Genomic DNA, 19283 nt, shown 5'->3' on the forward strand with positions numbered 1-19283 from the left:
CATTGTCCATGAATTTGATGAAGACGCTGACCCGTTCTGTTTCACTCTGACACTCCAAGGCCACCCAAGAAGGCCGGAATCGCAACCTTTGGTAAAAAACTAAGCTCGAATCGTTCAAAAGATTGATGCTGCATTGCCGCATCGCTAAAAGGTCAGCGCGAACAAGTGGCGTTTGCGAGCGTTAACATGCCGGTTCTACCCAGAAGAACTGATATCCCTGCGCATAATCTCGCTCTATCAACACGGCCACACCTAAAAGACCGGGACCAGAGATGACCGACTTCAAGAAAATCCTGATCGCCAACCGCGGCGAGATTGCCATTCGCGTGATGCGCGCTGCCAACGAGATGGGCAAGCGCACCGTTGCTGTCTTTGCCGAAGAGGACAAGCTGGGCCTGCATCGCTTCAAAGCGGATGAGGCTTACCGCATCGGCGAAGGTTTGGGGCCGGTGGCCGCATATCTGTCAATTGACGAGATCATTCGCGTCGCCAAAGAGTGCGGCGCCGATGCCATCCACCCCGGATACGGGCTGCTGTCGGAAAACCCGGATTTTGTCGATGCCTGTGTCAAGAACGGTATCACCTTCATCGGCCCCAAGGCCGAAACCATGCGCGCGCTTGGCGACAAGGCCAGCGCGCGGAAGGTTGCGATTGCCGCTGACGTTCCAGTCATCCCTGCCACCGAAGTGCTGGGCGACGATATGGACGCCATCAAGTCCGAGGCGGCAGAGATCGGCTATCCGCTGATGCTCAAGGCGTCCTGGGGCGGCGGCGGTCGGGGCATGCGCCCGATCCTGTCCGAGGATGAACTGGAAGAAAAAGTGCTGGAAGGTCGGCGCGAGGCCGAAGCCGCCTTTGGCAATGGCGAGGGTTATCTGGAAAAGATGATCACCCGCGCCCGCCATGTCGAAGTGCAGATCCTGGGCGACAAGCACGGCGAGATCTACCACCTGTACGAGCGCGACTGTTCGGTCCAGCGCCGCAATCAGAAGGTCGTAGAACGCGCGCCCGCCCCTTACCTGAGCGAAGACCAGCGCGCCGAACTGTGCGAGCTTGGCCGCCGTATCTGCGCGCATGTGAACTATGAGTGCGCCGGGACTGTCGAGTTCCTGATGGATATGAACACAAGCAAGTTCTACTTCATCGAGGTGAACCCGCGCGTTCAGGTTGAACATACCGTCACCGAGGAAGTCACCGGTATCGACATCGTTCAGGCTCAGATCCTGATCGCCGAGGGTAAAACTCTGGCAGAAGCGACCGGCAAGGCCAGCCAGGACGAGATTCGTCTGAACGGCCACGCGCTGCAGACGCGTGTGACGACGGAAGATCCGCTCAACAATTTCATCCCCGACTATGGCCGCATCACCGCCTATCGCTCGGCCACCGGCATGGGCATCCGTCTGGATGGCGGTACCGCCTATGCGGGTGGTGTGATTACGCGGTACTACGACTCGCTGCTGACCAAGGTCACCGCCTGGGCGCCGACGCCTGAAAAAGCAATCGCGCGAATGGATCGCGCGCTGCGTGAATTCCGTGTCCGCGGTGTCAGCACCAACATCGCATTTGTCGAGAACTTGTTGAAACACCCGACTTTCCTTTCGAATGAATACACCACCAAGTTCATCGATGAGACCCCGGACCTGTTCCAGTTCAAGAAGCGCCGCGACCGCGGCACCAAGGTCCTGACCTATATTGCGGACATCACGGTCAATGGTCACCCCGAAACCAAGGACCGCCCCGCCCCGCGCGCCGATCTGAAAGAGGCCAAGGCCCCTGCACCGAAGGCCGAGCCGCGGATGGGCACCCGCAATCTGCTGGAACAGAAGGGACCGCAAGCTGTCGCCGATTGGATGAAGGCGCAGCGGCAACTGCTGATTACCGACACCACCATGCGCGACGGTCACCAGTCGCTGCTGGCGACCCGGATGCGCTCGATCGACATGATCAAGGTGGCGCCGAGCTATGCGGCGAACCTGCCGCAATTGTTCTCGGTCGAATGCTGGGGCGGTGCAACGTTCGACGTGGCGTACCGCTTCCTGCAGGAATGCCCTTGGCAACGTCTGCGCGATTTGCGCGAGGCGATGCCGAACCTGATGACGCAGATGCTGTTGCGCGGGGCGAACGGGGTTGGCTACACGAACTATCCCGATAACGTCGTGCAGGAGTTCGTCCGTCAGGCATCCAGAAACATCGACGTTTTCCGCGTGTTCGACTCGCTGAACTGGGTCGAAAACATGCGTGTCGCCATGGATGCGGTCATTGAGAACGGCAAGATTTGCGAAGGTACCGTCTGCTACACCGGTGATATCCTGGACCCGGATCGCGCCAAGTATGACCTGAAATACTATGTCGGCATGGCCAAGGAACTGCGTGACGCCGGCGCCCATGTGCTGGGCCTCAAGGACATGGCGGGCCTGCTGAAACCGGCATCAGCCAGGGTTTTGATCCGCGCACTGAAGGAAGAGGTCGGCTTGCCGATCCACTTCCACACCCACGACACGGCCGGTATCGCCAGCGCGACCATTCTGGCTGCGTCCGAAGCCGGTGTGGATGCTGTGGATTGCGCCATGGACAGCTTCTCGGGCAACACGAGCCAAGCAACACTTGGTACAGTGGTCGAGGCGCTGCGCCATACCGACCGCGACACCGGGCTGGACATCAAGGCCATCCGCGAAATCAGCGACTACTTCGAATCCGTCCGCGGCCAGTACGCGGCCTTCGAATCCAGCCTGCAGGCACCGGCTTCTGAGGTTTATCTTCACGAAATGCCCGGTGGTCAGTTCACCAACCTCAAGGCGCAGGCGCGCTCGCTGGGGTTGGAAGAGCGCTGGCACGAGGTCGCTCAGATGTATGCGGACGTGAACCAGATGTTCGGCGACATCGTGAAGGTGACGCCGTCGTCCAAGGTGGTCGGTGACATGGCGCTGATGATGGTTAGCCAGAACATGACGCGCGAGCAGGTCGAGGATCCCGGCACAGACGTGGCATTCCCGGACTCGGTCGTGGACATGATGCGCGGCAATCTGGGCCAGCCTCCGGGTGGGTTTCCCGACACCATCGTCAAGAAGGTGCTCAAGGACGAAGCGCCAAACACCGACCGCCCCGGCAAGGATGTCCCCCCTGTAGACCTTGAGGCCACGCGCGCCGAGCTGTCCAAGCAGTTGGAAGGCAAAGAAGTCGATGACGAGGACCTGAATGGCTATCTGATGTATCCCAAGGTGTTCCTGGATTACATGGGGCGACATCGGGTTTATGGCCCGGTCCGGACATTGCCCACCCGCACCTTCTTCTACGGCATGGAGCCTGGCGAAGAAATCACCGCGGAAATCGACCCGGGCAAGACATTGGAGATCCGCTGCCAGGCCATTGGCGAAACCGACGAAAACGGTGAGGTCAAAGTGTTCTTTGAGCTCAACGGTCAGCCGCGTGTGATCCGGGTGCCAAATCGTCTGGTCAAGGCCTCAACCGCGCAGCGCCCCAAGGCCGAAGCTGGCAACGCCAATCATATCGGCGCTCCGATGCCCGGTGTCGTGGCGACCGTTGCGGTCAACGCAGGGCAGGAAGTCAAAGAAGGCGATCTGCTGCTGACCATCGAAGCGATGAAGATGGAAACCGGCATCCACGCCGAACGCGACGCGGTAGTCAAGGCGGTCCACGTCCAGCCCGGCGGACAGATTGACGCGAAAGACCTTCTCGTCGAACTGGAATAAACTACAGATCGAATTAGAATTATTGGGCCGTGCGGGAAACTGCGCGGTCCTTTTTTGTTGCGCATTGAAAGGCTACTTATGCTGACCATCACACCAATCTACGCGGCCCTGATTGCATTTCTTTACCTCGCGCTCAGCGTCAATGTCATCCTGCACCGTCGAAGTGGCAAGATCTCGGTGGGAGACCATGGGAATAAGACGATGATCAAAGCGATGCGCACCCAGGCCAATTTTGCTGAGTATGCGCCGTTTGCCCTACTTCTGATTGCCATGGCCGAGCTACAGGGCGCCGTAGGACTGTTGCTGAACCTGTTGGGGCTGATGCTGCTGGCTGGTCGCCTGCTTCATGCCTATGGCTTCGGTCGCACGCCGCAAATCGTGATTCTGCGACAGATCGGCATGTTCCTGACCTTTGCGGCAATTCTGGTCGCAGCGATGGCGAACCTCGTACTGGCGACTTGACGTACCACAATGGGCGCTGGCCCGCCCTACCCGGTCAAAACGCGCAATTCGACCTCGGGCGGCTGTTTCAGGTTCGGGTCGACCTTACCCAACTGATCTTCGCGGGTTTTGCACAAAGCCATGGCCAGCAATATCAATGCGGTCAGGGCCATCATTTTCACACTCTCGAACCTCGCCATCAGCTTTCCTCCACTATTCTTGTTTTGCAATTCACTGGGTCTTTAACGCGCAAGTTCACAATTTCTGTCGCCAAAGATTTTTCGGCTTTTTGTGTTTTTCCGCTTGCAGCCCCGCGTTGGAATTTATACATCCCTCCTCACTCAACGGCGCGGGCGTAGCTCAGGGGTAGAGCATAACCTTGCCAAGGTTAGGGTCGGGCGTTCGAATCGCCTCGCCCGCTCCATTGAGAGACCATTGGGTCGAATTGTATCTGATGCGGGCGTAGCTCAGGGGTAGAGCATAACCTTGCCAAGGTTAGGGTCGGGCGTTCGAATCGCCTCGCCCGCTCCAGATACCAAACACTCCGAACATACTGGTTCTTTCCCGGACGTTGCTCCATTGTGATTTTAGTCGCAATCACGAAGGAGATGCGCCCATGCCGGAATATGAAATTCGCGCGTTGACAGCGGCAGAACTGCAAAGGGCTGTGGACTGGGCGGGTCACGAAGGATGGAACCCCGGGCTTCATGACGCGGTTTGTTTTCATAGCTCCGATCCCGAAGGGTTCAAGGGCGGGTTTCTGGATGGAGAGATGATCGCATCGGCCTCGGCGGTCAATTACGATGACAGTTATTCGTTTTTGGGCTTCTACATTGTGCGGCCCGAATTTCGCGGCTCGGGATACGGTATTCAGGTGGCCGAAGCAGTCAAGGCACATTGCGGCGAGCGAAACATGGGCATGGATGGTGTCGTCGAACAACAGGACAATTATCGCAAATTCGGCTTCACCCTGGCCTATGACAATTACCGCTTCGCCGGTACTGTCGGCGATGTTTTGCAGGGCTTGGCGCACGCTCACACCAACCAGATTACACCATTGAGCGCCGTGACCGACGAGCTTAAACAGTATGATCGGAACTTGTTTCCTGCACCGCGTGATACGTTCCTGCAAGCCTGGCTGGACGCACCAAACCATGTTTCCCGCGTCTATCGGGAGAATGGGCGCATAAAAGGCTATGCGACCGTGCGGCGATGCCTGAGCGGCTACAAAGTCGGACCCTTATTCGCGGACGATTCCGAAATAGCGCAGGCCCTCTTGGTGTCGTTGTTGTCAGCCATCCCGGAAGACGAGATGGGCGCCGAGGTGTTTATCGACATGCCAAACCCGAACGGACAGGCGATGAAATTGGCCGCCCAGTTGGGATTGACCAAAGTTTTTGAGACCGGTCGCATGTATTCCAGCCACGCGCCAGACATCGATCTGGACAAGATCTTCGGTATTACGACGTTCGAGCTGGGCTGAACGTCAAAACGCCTTGAACGTCATCGTCGTCAGCGATCGCTCGATATCCGGAATCGTCAGCAGGTTTTCGTTGATGAAATGGCCTACATCCTGAGACTCGGGGATGTAGAGTTTCAGCAGCAGGTCGTATTCGCCGCTGGTCGAATAAAGCTCGGAATGAATTTCCCGCAGCGCGATGTCTTCGGCAACCTTGTATGTTGTGCCCGGCTTGCAACGGATCTGAATGAATACGCAGGTGGACATGGTATGGCCCTGTTGGTTGAGTTGCCGGCAGGCTGGCATGGCGGGCCCGTAGGTGCAATCCCCTGCAACAGATTGTATCGATAGCCAAGCTTGGGCTGGATCAATCTGCCCCAGCCCGTCTATAAGCGCGCCTGTAGCAAAAGGAATTCGCCCATGCGCACCGCTTCGATCAGCCGCAAGACCGCCGAGACGGATATCTCGGTCGAGGTCAATCTGGATGGCACCGGCACATATGACAACCAGACCGGTGTAGGTTTTTTCGATCACATGCTGGACCAGTTGGCGCGCCATTCGCTGATCGACATGACGATCCGGGCCAAAGGCGATTACCACATCGATGACCACCACACGGTCGAGGATACCGGCATCGCGCTGGGTCAGGCTCTGATGCAAGCATTGAGCGACAAGAAGGGCATCCGCCGTTACGGCGAGTGTCACTTGCCCATGGACGACGCGCAGGTAAGGTGCGCCCTCGACCTTTCGGCCCGTCCATTCCTGATCTGGAACGTGGACCTGCCGACGTCAAAAATCGGGACGTTCGACACCGAGCTGGTGCGAGAGTTTTTTCAGGCACTCAGTACCCATGGCGGCATCACTCTGCATATCGATCAGCTTCACGGGTTCAACAGCCACCACATCGCCGAAGCGGCCTTCAAAGCGGTGGCCCGTGCACTGCGTCAGGCGGTCGAGACCGATCCGCGCAAGGCGGATGCGATCCCGTCCACCAAGGGCGCGCTGTAAATGCTCACCGCAATAATCGACTACGAAAGTGGCAACCTGCATTCCGCCGAGAAAGCGTTTCAACGTATGGCGCGTGAGTTGGATGCGGGTGAAGTCGTTGTCACCTCGGATGCAGAAGTTGTCGCGCGCGCGGACCGTCTTGTTTTACCGGGCGACGGGGCCTTTCCCGCCTGTGCGTCCGAGCTGCGCGGGCACAAAGGCATCCACGACGCGATGGTCGAGGCCGTCGAACAGAAAGGCCGACCGTTTCTGGGTATCTGCGTCGGGATGCAACTGATGGCCTCCAAGGGCCATGAATATTGCGAAACCGATGGGTTGGACTGGATTGCAGGCGATGTTGTGCGGATCGAACCGTCAGACCACACCCTGAAGGTGCCGCATATGGGATGGAACGATCTGGTGCTGGAAAACACCCACCCGGTGTTTGACAGGGTGAAATCCGGCGACCATGTCTATTTCGTCCACTCCTACCACTTCCGGGTCAACGAGCCTGCGGAACGTCTGGCCTATGTGGATTACGGTCAGGAAGTCACGGCCGTGATTGGCCGCGACACGATGGTCGGCATGCAATTTCACCCCGAAAAAAGTCAGGACGTGGGGCTGCGTATGATTGGTAACTTTCTGACCTGGGCCCCGTGACGGGTTACTGAACGCGCGTCCAGGTCTGGCCGCGGCAGACCAGGCCACCGGCAACACAGCCTTTGACTGTCAGCGTATTCTGCCCGTCCAGCTCCATTTTCGACCTATAGGTTTTGTCGCGGTCGGGCGCCCAGATCTTGCCGTCGTCATACTTGCCGTCGCCTTCCGGAATCATGTCCCAGATGATCTGCTTCCCGAGGTTCTCGTATTCCAGCTGCTCGTTGCCATCTTTATCGAATGCGGTGTCGATGGTGCCGCAAATGGCACTGCCGCACTCGGCAATCGAAACGTGCAGGTAACCGCCGGTATCGCCCGGCTGCGTTTTCCATAGGCCATCGACCGGATCGGCTGCAACGGCGCTGGTGGCCAGGGCAGCAAATGCAGCCGCAATTGTGAATGTCTTCATGATATTCTCCCTGTTTTGGCCACTCTGGCCGCCTGACTGCAATCGGGCAAGATTGACTTTGCGTCGCGTTGCATCCCCTGCCCCGCTTGTGCGATATCCCGCGCGTGTAACTGAAATATAGGGCCGCGCAAAATGATCCTCTACCCCGCAATCGACCTCAAAGACGGCCAGGCCGTGCGCCTGTTGCGCGGAGAAATGGATAAGGCCACGGTCTTCAACGAAGACCCCGCCGCGCAGGCGCGTGCCTTTGTCGAGGCTGGATGCGAATGGCTGCACCTCGTCGACCTGAACGGCGCCTTTGCTGGTGAGCCGGTCAACGCCTCCCCCGTCGAAGCTATTCTGAAGGCCTGCAACGTGCCTGCCCAATTGGGTGGCGGTATCCGCGATATGGCCACGATCGAAACCTGGATCGACAAAGGTCTGGCGCGCGTCATCCTGGGCACAGTCGCTGTCGAAAACCCCGATCTGGTGCGGGATGCGGCCAAAGCCTTCCCCGGCAAAGTTGCAGTAGGCATCGATGCGCGCAACGGTATGGTCGCCACCAAGGGCTGGGCCGAAGAAACCAACGTTCAGGTCACCGATCTGGCACGTCGTTTCGAGGACGCCGGCGTGGCCGCGATCATCTACACCGACATCAATCGCGACGGCGCAATGCAGGGCCCGAATGTCGAGGCCACCGCAGCGCTTGCACGGGCTGTATCCATCCCCGTTATCGCCTCAGGCGGCGTCAGTTCATTGGACGACCTGATCGCCCTGCGCGACTGCGGAGTAGAACTGAACGGCGCGATATCAGGCCGCGCGCTTTATGATGGCGCGATTGACCTGGCCGAAGCCATTCGCGCCCTGAACTGAGTTACTGCGCGGCGGCCGAGGTCAGCTTGGCCAGCGCGCCGCGCATTTTTTCGATCACAGGCGAGTTTTCGACCGCATCAAGTTCGTCCATGGTCTCTTTTGGGTCTTCATAGGCTAGCCAGACCTGACCGTTTTCATCCTCGTAAGCCTGCACTTTCAGAGGCAGGAACAGCCCGGCGCGTGGGTCGATTTGCATCGCTGGTGTGCCCAGCGCAGGATTGCCAAAGATCAGAACTTGATTGGCCGGGATCGTCATACCTACCTTTTCGGCACCCGCAGCGTGATCTACTCGCGCAAAAACGGTCGCCCCGGCATTACCCACGGCGGCTTCGAGGGCATCCATCGCATCGGACACCGATTTGGCGGTATTTACCTTGATTATGTCGTCGGCCATCGCTGTGACAGCGCTTCCAAAAATAAATGTGGTCGTCAAAAAGAGTTTACGCATCACATTGATCTCCTGATGAATTAGTGGCCATTTTTCACGGCTTTCGTGCGAGTGACAATCACAACTCTGGCATCGGCGGGGGTTTGCCGGTAGAGGTGCGGCAACAAAGGATGCGCCATGTTGAAAACCCGGATCATTCCCTGCCTGGATGTCGCTGATGGCCGCGTGGTCAAAGGTGTGAACTTCGTGGGTCTGCGCGACGCAGGCGACCCGGTGGAATCGGCCAAGGCCTATGACGCCGCGGGCGCGGACGAAATCTGCTTTCTGGACATCCACGCCACCCACGAAAACCGGGGCACCATGTTCGATGTGGTGCAACGCACGGCCGAACAGTGCTTTGTACCGCTGACGGTCGGCGGCGGCGTTCGGACCAAGGATGACGTTCGCGCGCTGCTGCTGGCGGGTGCGGACAAGGTCAGCTTTAACTCTGCTGCCGTAGCGAACCCGGACGTCGTAGCCGAGGCCGCGGATCAGTTCGGAAGCCAGTGCATCGTCTGCGCGATTGACGCCAAGACCGTCAGCCCCGGCAAGTGGGAGATTTTCACCCATGGCGGGCGCAAACCCACCGGCATCGACGCGGTTGAATTTGCCCGAACCGTCGTCGCCAAAGGCGCAGGTGAGATCCTGCTGACTTCGATGGATCGCGATGGCACCAAGGCCGGATTCAACCTGCCTCTCACCCGCGCCATCTCGGACGCGGTGGATGTACCGGTGATCGCGTCTGGCGGTGTGGGTAATCTTGACCACCTGGTCGAAGGTGTTACCGAAGGTGGAGCCAGTGCAGTTCTGGCGGCCTCGATTTTTCATTTTGGCGAATACACGATCCGCGAGGCCAAGGAGCACATGGCCGCCGCAGGCATCCCGATGAGGCTGACATGAGCATTCTTCACGACCTCGCAGCAACCATCGAAACCCGCAAAGGCGCGGACCCGGAGTCGAGTTGGACCGCCAAACTGCTAGCCAAGGGACCCGAGAAATGCGCCGAGAAATTCGGGGAAGAGGCAATCGAAGCCATCATCGAAGCCGTCAAGGGTGACTCTGATAAACTGACTGCCGAGGCGGCTGATGTCATCTATCATCTGCTGGTCATGCTGGCCGCACGCGACGTATCTCTGGATGCCGTTTTGCAGGAACTGGCGCGACGTCAGGGCGTCAGCGGCATCGCGGAAAAGGCCACTCGTCCAGACAATTGACCCGGCGGGTTCCGGTGTCAGGCCTCGGTCTTTATACTCGGGCTGATGCGCGCTGGCGCGACAATCTGAGGGTGCAGGAATGATCAGACCTTTGGCATATGCACTGGCGCTGTTTGCCCTTGTAGCACTTGGCGCCTGTTCCACCCCGCCCCCAGCCGGCAGCGATGATGTTCAACGGCTTTCAACCCAAATCCAAGGCCTGGGGCCGGACATCGATCGGGAAGAAGCGGATCGTGCCGCCAGCATTGCTTATTCCTATACTGCGCAGCTGGTGCAGGAATACCAGATTACCGACCCACCCTTGATCCACAATGCCAAGGTTAACAAGGGATTGCGCCCCCGCGGCCTCTGTTGGCACTGGGCCGAAGATATCGAGCGGAGGCTGAAACAGGAGAATTTTCAAACCCTGACGCTGCATCGCGCAATCGCCAATGCGGACAATCCGTTCCGAATCGATCACAGCACTGCCATTATCAGCCGCCGGGGAGAAACCATGTATGACGGGGTGGTTCTGGACCCCTGGCGTTACGGAGGCGTCCTGTTCTGGGCTCCGCTGTCCGAGGATACGCGCTATGAATGGGTTCCACGCGAGGTTGTGTTGGAAAAGCGCCGCAAGGAACAAGTGGCACGCCTGAAGCCGCTGCCAGGCGGCTAAGGTCTCAGAGCTTCGACGATATCACACCGGTAGCAAAGCCACCCATTCGCAATTCGCCAAACAGGCGTTGGTATTCGATCTTGGGGCAGCGGTTCATGATCACATCAATGCCGCGCGCTAGAGCTTTCTCAGCCGCCTTTTGATTTTCGACGCCGATTTGCATCCAGATCGTTTTTAAGTCAGGAAGTACCTCCAACGCCTCATCAACAATTGGCGGCACGGCTTCAGAGCGCCGGAAAATATCCACCATATCAACAGTTTCTGTAATATCCGATAGGGACCCGCGCACCGTTTTCCCGAAAAGAACCTTGCCTGCATGCCCGGGGTTTACCGGGATCACTGAATACCCTTTGAGCGACAGGTACCGCGCGACGTAATAACTGGGCCGCACCGGATTCAGGGACACACCTACAACGGCAACAACCTTTGTGCGCTGCAAAATGGATTTCAGATACACGTCGGAATAATCTGGCATGTCGGCACCCTAACCGTACCGACTAAAAGAAAAAAGCGCCCAGGACTTCCTGGGCGCCAGTTGTTGGAACGAGGGACAGTGAAATGACCCGCGGCAGTTCCGTTCCGCGGTCACTGTGACATTTAAGCACGAGTTCGGTAAAAAAAAGAGGGGGAGCGCATTTTTGTGATGACATATCACGAAAAGCGGAAACCCGCCTATCATTGATACAGAATGCCCGGCCAGTTCTTGTCAGCCTGACGGATGAACTTACCCACATTTCGCTGCCAAATCTGTTCGATTGCTGGGGAGTGCGTCAGATACAGCTTCCCGTCGACGATCCTCCAGGCCAACGGGTCCGAACTGATGAGTTTGCCCTTCGCCATGGCATACGAGCAATACCCGCCGTACTGAGGGGCAAAGGCGCGTGGATTGCGCTCGAACCGGTCGCGGTTTTCCTCGGACACGAACTTCCAGGTCGCCCCTTTCCACATCAGGGCTATCTCAGGCCGCCCGGCTACAGGGCCAGTGGTTCTGAAATATGAAACGGTATCATAGCCGGACACAGCCACACCGCCGGCCGCGTAAAACATCGGCATGGTCTGCGCCCGGACCATTGGCGCCAAAGCGGAACATGTCAGGGCAGAAAGAAATGTGCGTCTGGACAACATGAGCGATTCATTCAGTATCAATTTGAAGGTTTAAACATGCATGTTTCATGCACCAGTAGAAACCCCCGATGACGTTGATGTGAACAACCGTGCCAAGACCCAGTCGGATCAGTCGAAAACGTCCTCGATCGCGTCCCAGGCTTCATCAAGTACGCGCGAGAAAAGGCCCTTTTTCTTCTTCTTTTTCGGCCTGTCGTATCTTTTTTCGTATTTTGAGGGCTGCTTTGGTTTGCGTTCTGCCAACTTGGCCTTGGGCATCATCTTAAGGTTATGCAGTGGCGCACCACAGCTCGAGCAGCTCAGCTCGTGCTGCTGCTTGCCTTTCAGAACCAGTGCTGCGCGGGTGCCGCAATAGCAGCACGTTGCGATTTTGGGCGGCGTGGAAATTGGAACCTCCTGCTATCTGCGTCCCGATGCATATAGGGCAATCGCGGCCGCATTTGAGACATTCAGTGACCCAAATCCACCCGCCGCGTCAATCTTAACCAGTTGATCCACGGTCTCTTTGGTCTTTTGGCGCAGTCCCGGCCCCTCGGCACCCAGCACCAACGCCACGGGTCGGTCTCGCCGCCCTTCAAGAGCCGCTTCTATTGTCTCCTCCGCCTCACCGTCCAGGCCGAGCACCAGGAACCCCATGCCCTGCAATTCGACGATTGCATCGGCCAGATTGCGGACCCGCAGATAAGGCTGCCTTTCCAGTGCCCCGCTGGCGGTCTTGGCCAGTGCGCCGGTTTCCGGGGCGGAATGGTGTCGCGTCCCGATTACGGCACTGGCCCCCAGCACCTCGGCCGAGCGCAAGATCGCCCCGACGTTATGAGGATCAGTCACCCGGTCCAGAAGCAGCACGCGTGGGTTTTCGCGCCCGATACAGTTTTCCGCAAGTCCACCCCAGTCCAGCGGCTTGACTTCGAGCGCTGCACCCTGATGGACCGAACCCGGATCGATAGGAGCGGTAAATTTGCGCGGGTCCACCATCTCGGCCTCGATCCCCGCAAACTCTATCGCGTCGGCCAGTTTATCATTCGCATTCCGGGTCACGATCAGGCGGATTTTCTTACGGTCCGGGTTCATCAACGCATCGCGCACGGCGTGCAATCCAAACAGCCAAACAGTTTCCGAGGCCGCCGCTTTGCGCGCCTGTTCCTTCTCGACGACCCATTTGGGTTTCTTCATGTCATTAGCCTCCGGGCCGACGAATACGTTTCCTGCGTCAAAGCGGAATTTTCCTGTTGACGCTCCTTAGGCGCGCTAGTAATCACGCCTCCACGTCAGGTGCAACGCCTGACAGTGGGCGACAGGCCGCAAGGTGTGGCAGGGGACTGTAACTCCCTCGCGGAGACGCACGCCTGGTTCGATTCCAGGGTCGCCCACCATTCTCCAACCTCCATACAGCACTCCTTCTTTGAACGGCGACACAGAGCATCCATGCGTGATGCATCCACACGCGCGTGAAGCTCGGAAAGGGTGAAACTCCTAATGAGGTTCACTGAATCAGCGCACCCGCTACGCGTTTCGGCTAGGGGGGCTGCGGGTCACTCTGCAGCGGTGCGCAGCGCATCGATCCGGTCGAACCACGCGACAATCGCGTCTACATCCGGTTCCAAAGCCTCCGCTGCTCCGTCCGTAAAGTCCTGAAACTTATCCTCGTTCAGACTGTTCACGCCGACCAGTACCGGGATTTCCAGCGCCAAAGCCTCGCCAATCACAGGACGGAAGCCCCGACCGTCGGCTTCATGTTTGCCGAACTTGTTGACGATCAGAAGTTGCGGCGCTTCACTTAGCGATGCCGTCACATAGCCCACCGCCTGTTCCAACGCCGCGGGGTCCAGACGACAGCCGCGCGATTCTGCCCCCAGAGATTGCGAGATTCTGATTGTGTCGCCATCGGGCAGGACCCGCAGATCCATATCGCATTTCGTGTTGTCGGCGCATTCGGTGTTGGTCTGCACAACGCCGGACAACCGGGCGCCCTTCGCCAGCAGGCGTTCGGCAACCGCGCTTAGCAATCGGTCCGTTGCTCCGCGATCGGTAGTAGTGACATAGGCCAGGTTCATTCTTCAAACCCTCAGAGAATTCCAGTGTTTCGTTTCAGATAGCACGCAACGGGCTCCGCGACCACTCCGCACCATTACGGCAGCGCTGAGAGGCCGATCACGGATGCGTGCAGGTGGATGAGGGCCGCATATGCTGCGGCGGCGACCAGCCAGACCCAGAGACGCGGCCATGGCCGAGGCGCGCGCAGCGACAGGCGCGCGGTGTTTCTGGACAGACGGGACCAATCAGCTCCCATATCCCGTGCCTTGCGGCGATCAACCAGGACCATGCCTAGCCCCGCGAATCCGGCAAACAACCCAAACAGGATCACATGAGACAGGCTGCCATTCGCCAGCAGATGCGCAATCGCCCACAGCATTAGCGCCACAAGGATTGGATGACGGGTCGTGCGCAGTATTCCGGGGTGATCGGGGTCAAATGATGCACTTCCAAGGCCTCCGAAGGAAAACGGATTTTGTATGGTCAGACCGGCGACTGCCAGCCAGCACACCACAGGCATGATCAGGATCGGCGCCCAACGCAATGCGGCATAGGGCGGGATCACCTCGACATAGGGCGCATTGGCGGCGGCAAGGATCAGCCAGGCCAGCACGAGCAGAGAAAGGACCGAATAGGCGGCAAAGTAGCCAGTCCGCCCAAACACACCGATCAGCCACCCCCGCACAGCCGGGCGTGCCGGAATGGCGTGGCTGAGCAAAAAGGTCATGAGAGCCGCGAAGAATATGCCCCAACCGGCCATGGTTGCCTCCGAACTTACTGTCACCGGTTTAGACCTCGGTTTGCTTCTGGTCCTTGTCCGAAATCAAGCCGGGCAAAGGGGCGGTCGCACCGCCCCTGCCATGATTTAAAGGCCGAGCGCTTTCCGGCGTTCCTCGGCGAAACCCTGCACCATTCGGTCGGCGATCAGGGCAAGAATTGCCATGGCTGCACCGGCGGAGATGCCGAGCCCCACATCCGCCTGCCCCAGTGCCAGATAGATTGACTGACCCAGTCCGGTCGTGCCGATCAGCGCCGCAATGACCAGCATGGCGAAGGCATAGAGGATGGTCTGGTTCAAACCCAGCAGGATGGTTGGCGCCGCGTAAGGCGCACGCACGTCACGCAGGATCTGCCACTCGGTCGCGCCGCTGGAAATCGCGGCCTCCATCATCTCGTCCGGCGTGTTCACCAGACCGTGCCGGGTGTAGCGGATCATCGGTACGATCGCGTAGGCACAAATCGCCAGAAATGCCGAAAACTCGCCGATCTGGAACACCATCAACACGGGAATCAGGAACACGAACAAGGGTATGGTCTGCAACATGTCGCAGATCGGGCGAACCACATTCCACACCGGTCCCCAAACAGCACTTGCCAGACCGATCAAGCCACCAAGCACGGCACACGAAAACACCGCCGCACCGCTGAGGTACAGCGACAACAATGCCCGCTCCCACAGCCCCGAAACGAGGATGGTGCACAGCAACCCAACCGACAGCGCCGCAAGTCGCCAGCCGCCTGCGACCCAGCCCAGAGCGGCAGCGCCGGTCAATACGAAGGGCCACGGCAGGTTGGCAATGCCCGTTTCCAACATTCCGATCAGGATCAGAACCACCAGCCCGCCGGTCAGATGCCCGCGCCATGCCATCACCAGTGCGATCACCGCACCAAAGGCAAATAGGCCGTAGCTCATCGTTGGTGTCCAGGCAAAGCCCCAGGTGAACGGCAGCACCGCCTGATCAAGGCCGATCCGCAATGGGAGCAGCACATAAAACATCGAGTTGTTCTTGAGCGCGTCCAGCCACGGGCCGTTGCTTTGCGTAAACGCTGTCAGGCCGCTATCAACAGCGCCGGCAAGCGGGTCCAGCAGGGTCAGCTCAGACGGGTTCGGAAGCCAGGCCCAGAATGCGACCGTGAGCAGAACAGTGAAGCCCAGTACCGCCCAAACGACACGTTGGTCGTATCGCTTGCGTTCTGTGGCCAAGGTCCCGCTCATGCGGTCGATAACGACGGCAAAGACCACGATCACCAGGCCGGCCAGCAGCGATTCCCCAAACTGGGCCTTGCGCATGGTCAGCAGGACTTCCCAGCCGATGTCATTGAAACCGCCGATGACGGCCGCGATGATGACCATGGACAAGGCTGCCATAAGGCATTGGTTTACGCCGACCATGATCTGGGTTGCGGCCGAGGGGATCTCGACCTGAAACAACTGTTGGAACCGATTGCCGCCGGACATAATGGCGGCCTCTTTGATTTCCGGCTCCACCCGCTCGAGGCCCAGCATTACGTTGCGGGCCATCGGAGGGGCTGCATAAATAGCCGAAGCGATCAGTCCCACAACGGGACCAAATCCAAACAGCAGCAACAACGGGGTCAGATAGGCAAATGTCGGAACCGTCTGCATGACATCCAACACGGCCTGTACCACCGATTTCACCCGAGGGACTTCGTTGGCGAGGATACCGATTGCACCGCCGACGATCAGCGCCACAGGGACAGATACCGCGACTAGGGCCAGCGTATTCATGCTTTCGGCCCAATAACCTGAGGCCAGTACAAAGCAGAGCCCGAAGAAACCCAGCGCCGCCATCGGTAGCCCGCCCAGATACCAACCCAGCGCTGTAACAAGGCCGATCAGGATCGGCCAGGGTGTATTGCCAAGCACGAAATTGGCCCAGTCCATCGGGTATGCCATCAAATCCGAGAACAGTCGCGCGGCGGGTTTGATACCGTTCAGGAACCAGGCCAGAAACGAACCCACCCATTCCGTTGCGGGCAACTCCAAAGAAGCAGGCCATTTGATCAGCCACGGAGCGACGCCCTCAAGCGCGAGGCACAGCGCGCCAACGACCAGCGTGATCAGAGCCGCCTGCGCTCCTGCCGTCATTCGAGCATGCCTGTGCACCGAAACATCCGTAAGGGCGGTCATGCTTCATCCACCTGCAAGGCCGCCGCCAGATCGGACGGGTGGACCGTGCCAACGATGGCGCCATTTTCGTCCCGTACAGGCACCGGTTCATAAAGTTCCATGCAATGCGCCAAAGCAGCGTCCAGCGTCATCGACGTCGTCAGACCGGGATCATCGGGGCCATAGTCGCTTTCTCCGTGATGCAGGACCGAAGCGACCTTGGCGTGTTGGCCTTTTGCGACGTCCTTGGAAAACTCTCGCACATAGTCGTCGACCGGGCGCAGCACGATATCCGATGGCGTACCGATCTGAACGATCTTGCCATCGCGCATAATGGCGATACGGTCTGCCAGTTTCAGCGCCTCGGCGATATCGTGGGTAATAAACACGATGGATTTCTTCAGCGTCGCCTGAATACGCAGGAATTCGTCCTGCAACTGGCGGCGGATCAGCGGGTCGAGCGCCGAGAACGGCTCGTCCAGAAACCAGATATCGGGATTCACGGCCAAAGACCGCGCGATCCCTACTCGCTGACGCTGGCCACCGGATAGCTGGCGGGGAAAACTGTCTTCGCGGCCCTCAAGACCCACCAGCGAAATAACCTCTTGAGCGCGGGCAAGCCGCTCTTTGCGACCGACACCTTGGACACGCAGCGGATAGGCTACGTTTTCGGCCACTGTCATATGCGGGAACAAGCCGAAATGCTGAAACACCATCCCCAGCTTTTTGCGGCGCAGTTCGGTCAGCTTTTTCTTTGAGGCACCAATGACGTTGTCGCCATCAACGCGAATCTCACCGCCCGTACCCGGCAAAAGTTGCGAAATACAGCGGATCAGCGTGGATTTGCCCGACCCGGACAAGCCCATGATGACGAACAACTCGCCATCCCTGACTTCAAAATTGGCATCCTGAACGGCTGGAATGAACCCGTTGTCGCGCAAGTCAGCGGCGGCTTTGTCGGCATCATTCCCTGACCGAGACAGCGCGTCGGTCAGGGCTTTGTCAGCGCCGGGGCCAAAGACCTGCCAGAGATTCTGGCAGGCGATGGCTGGCGTAGTCGCTTCAGTCACTTATGTCAGCTCACTGTGTTGCAGCGTCGACAACCGGACGCCACTTACCTTCGTTTTCTGTCATCCAGGCGGCAACAACTTCTTCAACGGAACCACCATCCACGTCGATTGCGCCCATCATCGGCTGCTGGTCTTCAACAGCCAGCTGATAGTTGGACAGAATCTCGTAGGCGGCAGGCCACTTTTCCTCCAGCCCGCTCCAACCGGCCTTGAAAATACGGGACGGAGAGAAGTCGCAATCGTTGACCGCGTTGGGGTTTGGGCCCCATGCCGGATCGGTAAAGCAAGCTTCTTCTCCAGCCGGCAGATCGACGAATTGCACGTCATAGGCCGACATCGCCCAGTGCGGCTGCCAGAAAGTGATCAGCAGCGGTGATTTACGCTCGGTCGAAGCGCGAAGTTCTGCGATCAAAGCACCTTCGGAACCTGCCGGAACGGCTTTGAACGGCAGCTCGAGACCGACCATGCGATCAGCTCCCGGTGTGCCCCAATCCGCCGGATAGTCAACCAGGCGCCCGCCGGGCAACGTTTCAGCCGTTGCGAAGACCTGCGCACAATCTTTCAGAGCTTCCCACGCGGGCAAGCCAGGGCACAGATCTGCAACGTGCGCCGGGTATGCGATACCTTCCTTGGCATCCAGCCCCAGATCGCCGATTTCGACGACAGTGCCTTCGGCAACTTTCTTGGCATATTCGTCAGATACGTTCGAAGACCAGATTTCCAGCGTTGCGTCGATGTCGCCGTCCGCCAACGCCTGGAACTGGTTCATCATGCCGGCCGTCACGTATTCGACGTTGTAACCCGCAGCTTTCAACATCTCTCCGGCAACATGTGTCGTAACGTGCTGCCCGGTCCATTCGTTGATCGCCAGTTTTATTGGTTCGTCCACAGCGCCCATGTCGGCGGCGCTGGCAGCACCGGCAACGGTCATCGCCAGAAGGCTTACACCTAGTTTTTTCATCAGTTTAACTCCCTGTTTTCCTTTAAGACCCCTTGTGACAGGCAAAACCCGACCAAGGTGTTCTCCGACTACAAAACCATGTCGCAGCATGCACAAATTCTGTCGGAAAAGAAAAGAGAACAGTTGGCCGCTTGGTCGTTTTGTTCGACCGAAGAACCATCGTCACCCTCCCCATCCCGTCTGCACCCCTTTGCGCGCATCTGGCTTGTTTCTCGTCGCAGGCTGCGGGAAATTGATTGACTAGTCAATTACAAAAATCACAGATCGACCATCGATCGCGAATTTGCGACTTGGCCGGCGGTCTCAGACGCCTGAAATTCCCACTTGCCAGAACGGAACAAACGGGCAACACTTCCCGATAAACAGGAGGT

The 19283-nt window shown here is 58.4% G+C and carries 21 protein-coding genes and 3 tRNA genes; 12 read left to right on the forward strand and 12 right to left on the reverse strand.

Annotated elements, in window-relative coordinates; all coding sequences use genetic code 11:
- Positions 1 to 272: 272 nt before the first annotated feature.
- Together AC2TEL_RS10415 and AC2TEL_RS10420 are read left to right on the forward strand one after the other, a co-directional pair.
- Positions 273 to 3710, forward strand: a complete 3438-nt coding sequence (locus AC2TEL_RS10415; protein ID WP_480903689.1) for a pyruvate carboxylase — start codon at positions 273 to 275, stop codon at positions 3708 to 3710.
- Positions 3711 to 3788: 78 nt separating this feature from the next.
- Positions 3789 to 4172, forward strand: coding sequence for an MAPEG family protein (locus tag AC2TEL_RS10420; RefSeq protein ID WP_480903692.1), 384 nt, complete (start codon positions 3789 to 3791; stop codon positions 4170 to 4172).
- A 26-nt stretch (positions 4173 to 4198) separates the two neighbouring features.
- Here AC2TEL_RS10420 and AC2TEL_RS10425 read toward each other — a convergent pair whose 3' ends face one another.
- Entirely contained in the window at positions 4199 to 4351 is a 153-nt protein-coding gene (locus AC2TEL_RS10425) for a hypothetical protein (protein WP_480903695.1), read from the reverse strand.
- Positions 4352 to 4500: 149 nt separating this feature from the next.
- On the opposite strand from AC2TEL_RS10425, the gene AC2TEL_RS10430 reads away from it, so the two are divergent.
- The 3 genes from AC2TEL_RS10430 to AC2TEL_RS10440 all read left to right on the forward strand — a co-directional run bounded on the left by AC2TEL_RS10430 (position 4501) and on the right by AC2TEL_RS10440 (position 5634).
- Positions 4501 to 4575 (forward strand) — tRNA-Gly (locus AC2TEL_RS10430).
- Positions 4576 to 4607: 32 nt separating this feature from the next.
- Positions 4608 to 4682 (forward strand) — tRNA-Gly (locus AC2TEL_RS10435).
- Positions 4683 to 4767: 85 nt separating this feature from the next.
- Complete coding sequence (locus tag AC2TEL_RS10440) at positions 4768 to 5634, forward strand: GNAT family N-acetyltransferase (protein ID WP_480903698.1); 867 nt, start codon at positions 4768 to 4770, stop codon at positions 5632 to 5634.
- A gap of 3 nt (positions 5635 to 5637) precedes the next feature.
- On the opposite strand, the gene AC2TEL_RS10445 is transcribed toward AC2TEL_RS10440, so the two are convergent.
- Positions 5638 to 5877: an Lrp/AsnC ligand binding domain-containing protein gene (locus tag AC2TEL_RS10445; RefSeq protein WP_480843721.1), complete on the reverse strand. Its 240-nt coding sequence runs from the start codon at positions 5875 to 5877 to the stop codon at positions 5638 to 5640.
- Between the two features lie 153 nt (positions 5878 to 6030).
- Between AC2TEL_RS10445 and hisB the strand changes: the two genes are divergently transcribed.
- Positions 6031 to 6618 (forward strand): imidazoleglycerol-phosphate dehydratase HisB, encoded by a 588-nt coding sequence (gene hisB / locus AC2TEL_RS10450; RefSeq protein WP_480862141.1) that lies wholly within the window; start codon positions 6031 to 6033, stop codon positions 6616 to 6618.
- A complete protein-coding gene (hisH, locus tag AC2TEL_RS10455; RefSeq protein ID WP_480862142.1) occupies positions 6619 to 7257 on the forward strand; it encodes an imidazole glycerol phosphate synthase subunit HisH in 639 nt (212 codons plus the stop codon).
- 4 nt (positions 7258 to 7261) lie between these two features.
- On the opposite strand, the gene AC2TEL_RS10460 is transcribed toward hisH, so the two are convergent.
- Positions 7262 to 7663, reverse strand: coding sequence for a DUF2147 domain-containing protein (locus AC2TEL_RS10460; RefSeq protein ID WP_480862143.1), 402 nt, complete (start codon positions 7661 to 7663; stop codon positions 7262 to 7264).
- A gap of 132 nt (positions 7664 to 7795) precedes the next feature.
- Here AC2TEL_RS10460 and hisA point away from each other — a divergent pair, with 132 nt between their 5' ends.
- Complete coding sequence (gene hisA / locus AC2TEL_RS10465; protein WP_480843725.1) at positions 7796 to 8515, forward strand: 1-(5-phosphoribosyl)-5-[(5-phosphoribosylamino)methylideneamino]imidazole-4-carboxamide isomerase; 720 nt, start codon at positions 7796 to 7798, stop codon at positions 8513 to 8515.
- 1 nt (position 8516) lies between these two features.
- On the opposite strand, the gene AC2TEL_RS10470 is transcribed toward hisA, so the two are convergent.
- Entirely contained in the window at positions 8517 to 8909 is a 393-nt protein-coding gene (locus AC2TEL_RS10470) for a DUF302 domain-containing protein (RefSeq protein WP_480862212.1), read from the reverse strand.
- A gap of 171 nt (positions 8910 to 9080) precedes the next feature.
- Here AC2TEL_RS10470 and hisF point away from each other — a divergent pair, with 171 nt between their 5' ends.
- From hisF to AC2TEL_RS10485, 3 genes are all read left to right on the forward strand, one after another.
- Complete coding sequence (gene hisF / locus AC2TEL_RS10475; protein WP_480862144.1) at positions 9081 to 9842, forward strand: imidazole glycerol phosphate synthase subunit HisF; 762 nt, start codon at positions 9081 to 9083, stop codon at positions 9840 to 9842.
- On the forward strand, positions 9839 to 10156 hold the full coding sequence (locus AC2TEL_RS10480) for a phosphoribosyl-ATP diphosphatase (protein WP_480903701.1): 318 nt from the start codon (positions 9839 to 9841) through the stop codon (positions 10154 to 10156). Before hisF ends, AC2TEL_RS10480 begins: the two co-directional genes overlap by 4 nt.
- A 79-nt stretch (positions 10157 to 10235) precedes the next feature.
- Positions 10236 to 10811 (forward strand): hypothetical protein, encoded by a 576-nt coding sequence (locus tag AC2TEL_RS10485; RefSeq protein WP_480903704.1) that lies wholly within the window; start codon positions 10236 to 10238, stop codon positions 10809 to 10811.
- A gap of 4 nt (positions 10812 to 10815) precedes the next feature.
- On the opposite strand, the gene AC2TEL_RS10490 is transcribed toward AC2TEL_RS10485, so the two are convergent.
- From AC2TEL_RS10490 to rlmB, 3 genes are all read right to left on the reverse strand, one after another.
- Positions 10816 to 11286: a CoA-binding protein gene (locus AC2TEL_RS10490; RefSeq protein WP_480903707.1), complete on the reverse strand. Its 471-nt coding sequence runs from the start codon at positions 11284 to 11286 to the stop codon at positions 10816 to 10818.
- A gap of 200 nt (positions 11287 to 11486) precedes the next feature.
- Positions 11487 to 11936 carry a YHS domain-containing (seleno)protein gene (locus AC2TEL_RS10495; protein ID WP_480843730.1) on the reverse strand — a complete coding sequence of 150 codons (450 nt, stop codon included), beginning with the start codon at positions 11934 to 11936 and terminating at the stop codon, positions 11487 to 11489.
- Between the two features lie 399 nt (positions 11937 to 12335).
- A complete protein-coding gene (gene rlmB, locus AC2TEL_RS10500) occupies positions 12336 to 13109 on the reverse strand; it encodes a 23S rRNA (guanosine(2251)-2'-O)-methyltransferase RlmB (protein WP_480903711.1) in 774 nt (257 codons plus the stop codon).
- Between the two features lie 116 nt (positions 13110 to 13225).
- On the opposite strand from rlmB, the gene AC2TEL_RS10505 reads away from it, so the two are divergent.
- Positions 13226 to 13309, forward strand: a tRNA-Tyr gene (locus AC2TEL_RS10505).
- Between the two features lie 159 nt (positions 13310 to 13468).
- On the opposite strand, the gene AC2TEL_RS10510 is transcribed toward AC2TEL_RS10505, so the two are convergent.
- The 5 genes from AC2TEL_RS10510 to AC2TEL_RS10530 all read right to left on the reverse strand — a co-directional run bounded on the left by AC2TEL_RS10510 (position 13469) and on the right by AC2TEL_RS10530 (position 18912).
- Positions 13469 to 13990, reverse strand: coding sequence for a DUF2478 domain-containing protein (locus AC2TEL_RS10510; protein WP_480903714.1), 522 nt, complete (start codon positions 13988 to 13990; stop codon positions 13469 to 13471).
- Between the two features lie 74 nt (positions 13991 to 14064).
- On the reverse strand, positions 14065 to 14754 hold the full coding sequence (locus tag AC2TEL_RS10515) for an NnrU family protein (RefSeq protein ID WP_480903717.1): 690 nt from the start codon (positions 14752 to 14754) through the stop codon (positions 14065 to 14067).
- Positions 14755 to 14835: 81 nt separating this feature from the next.
- Complete coding sequence (locus AC2TEL_RS10520) at positions 14836 to 16902, reverse strand: ABC transporter permease (RefSeq protein ID WP_480903720.1); 2067 nt, start codon at positions 16900 to 16902, stop codon at positions 14836 to 14838.
- Entirely contained in the window at positions 16899 to 17951 is a 1053-nt protein-coding gene (locus AC2TEL_RS10525) for a quaternary amine ABC transporter ATP-binding protein (RefSeq protein ID WP_480843736.1), read from the reverse strand. Before AC2TEL_RS10525 ends, AC2TEL_RS10520 begins: the two co-directional genes overlap by 4 nt.
- Positions 17952 to 17961: 10 nt before the next feature.
- The gene (locus AC2TEL_RS10530; RefSeq protein WP_480843737.1) at positions 17962 to 18912 is read right to left on the reverse strand and encodes an ABC transporter substrate-binding protein; all 951 of its coding nucleotides are present in this window, start codon (positions 18910 to 18912) and stop codon (positions 17962 to 17964) included.
- Between the last annotated feature and the right edge of the window lie 371 nt (positions 18913 to 19283).

The sequence above is a fragment of the Ruegeria sp. HKCCD9138 genome (assembly GCF_057220975.1).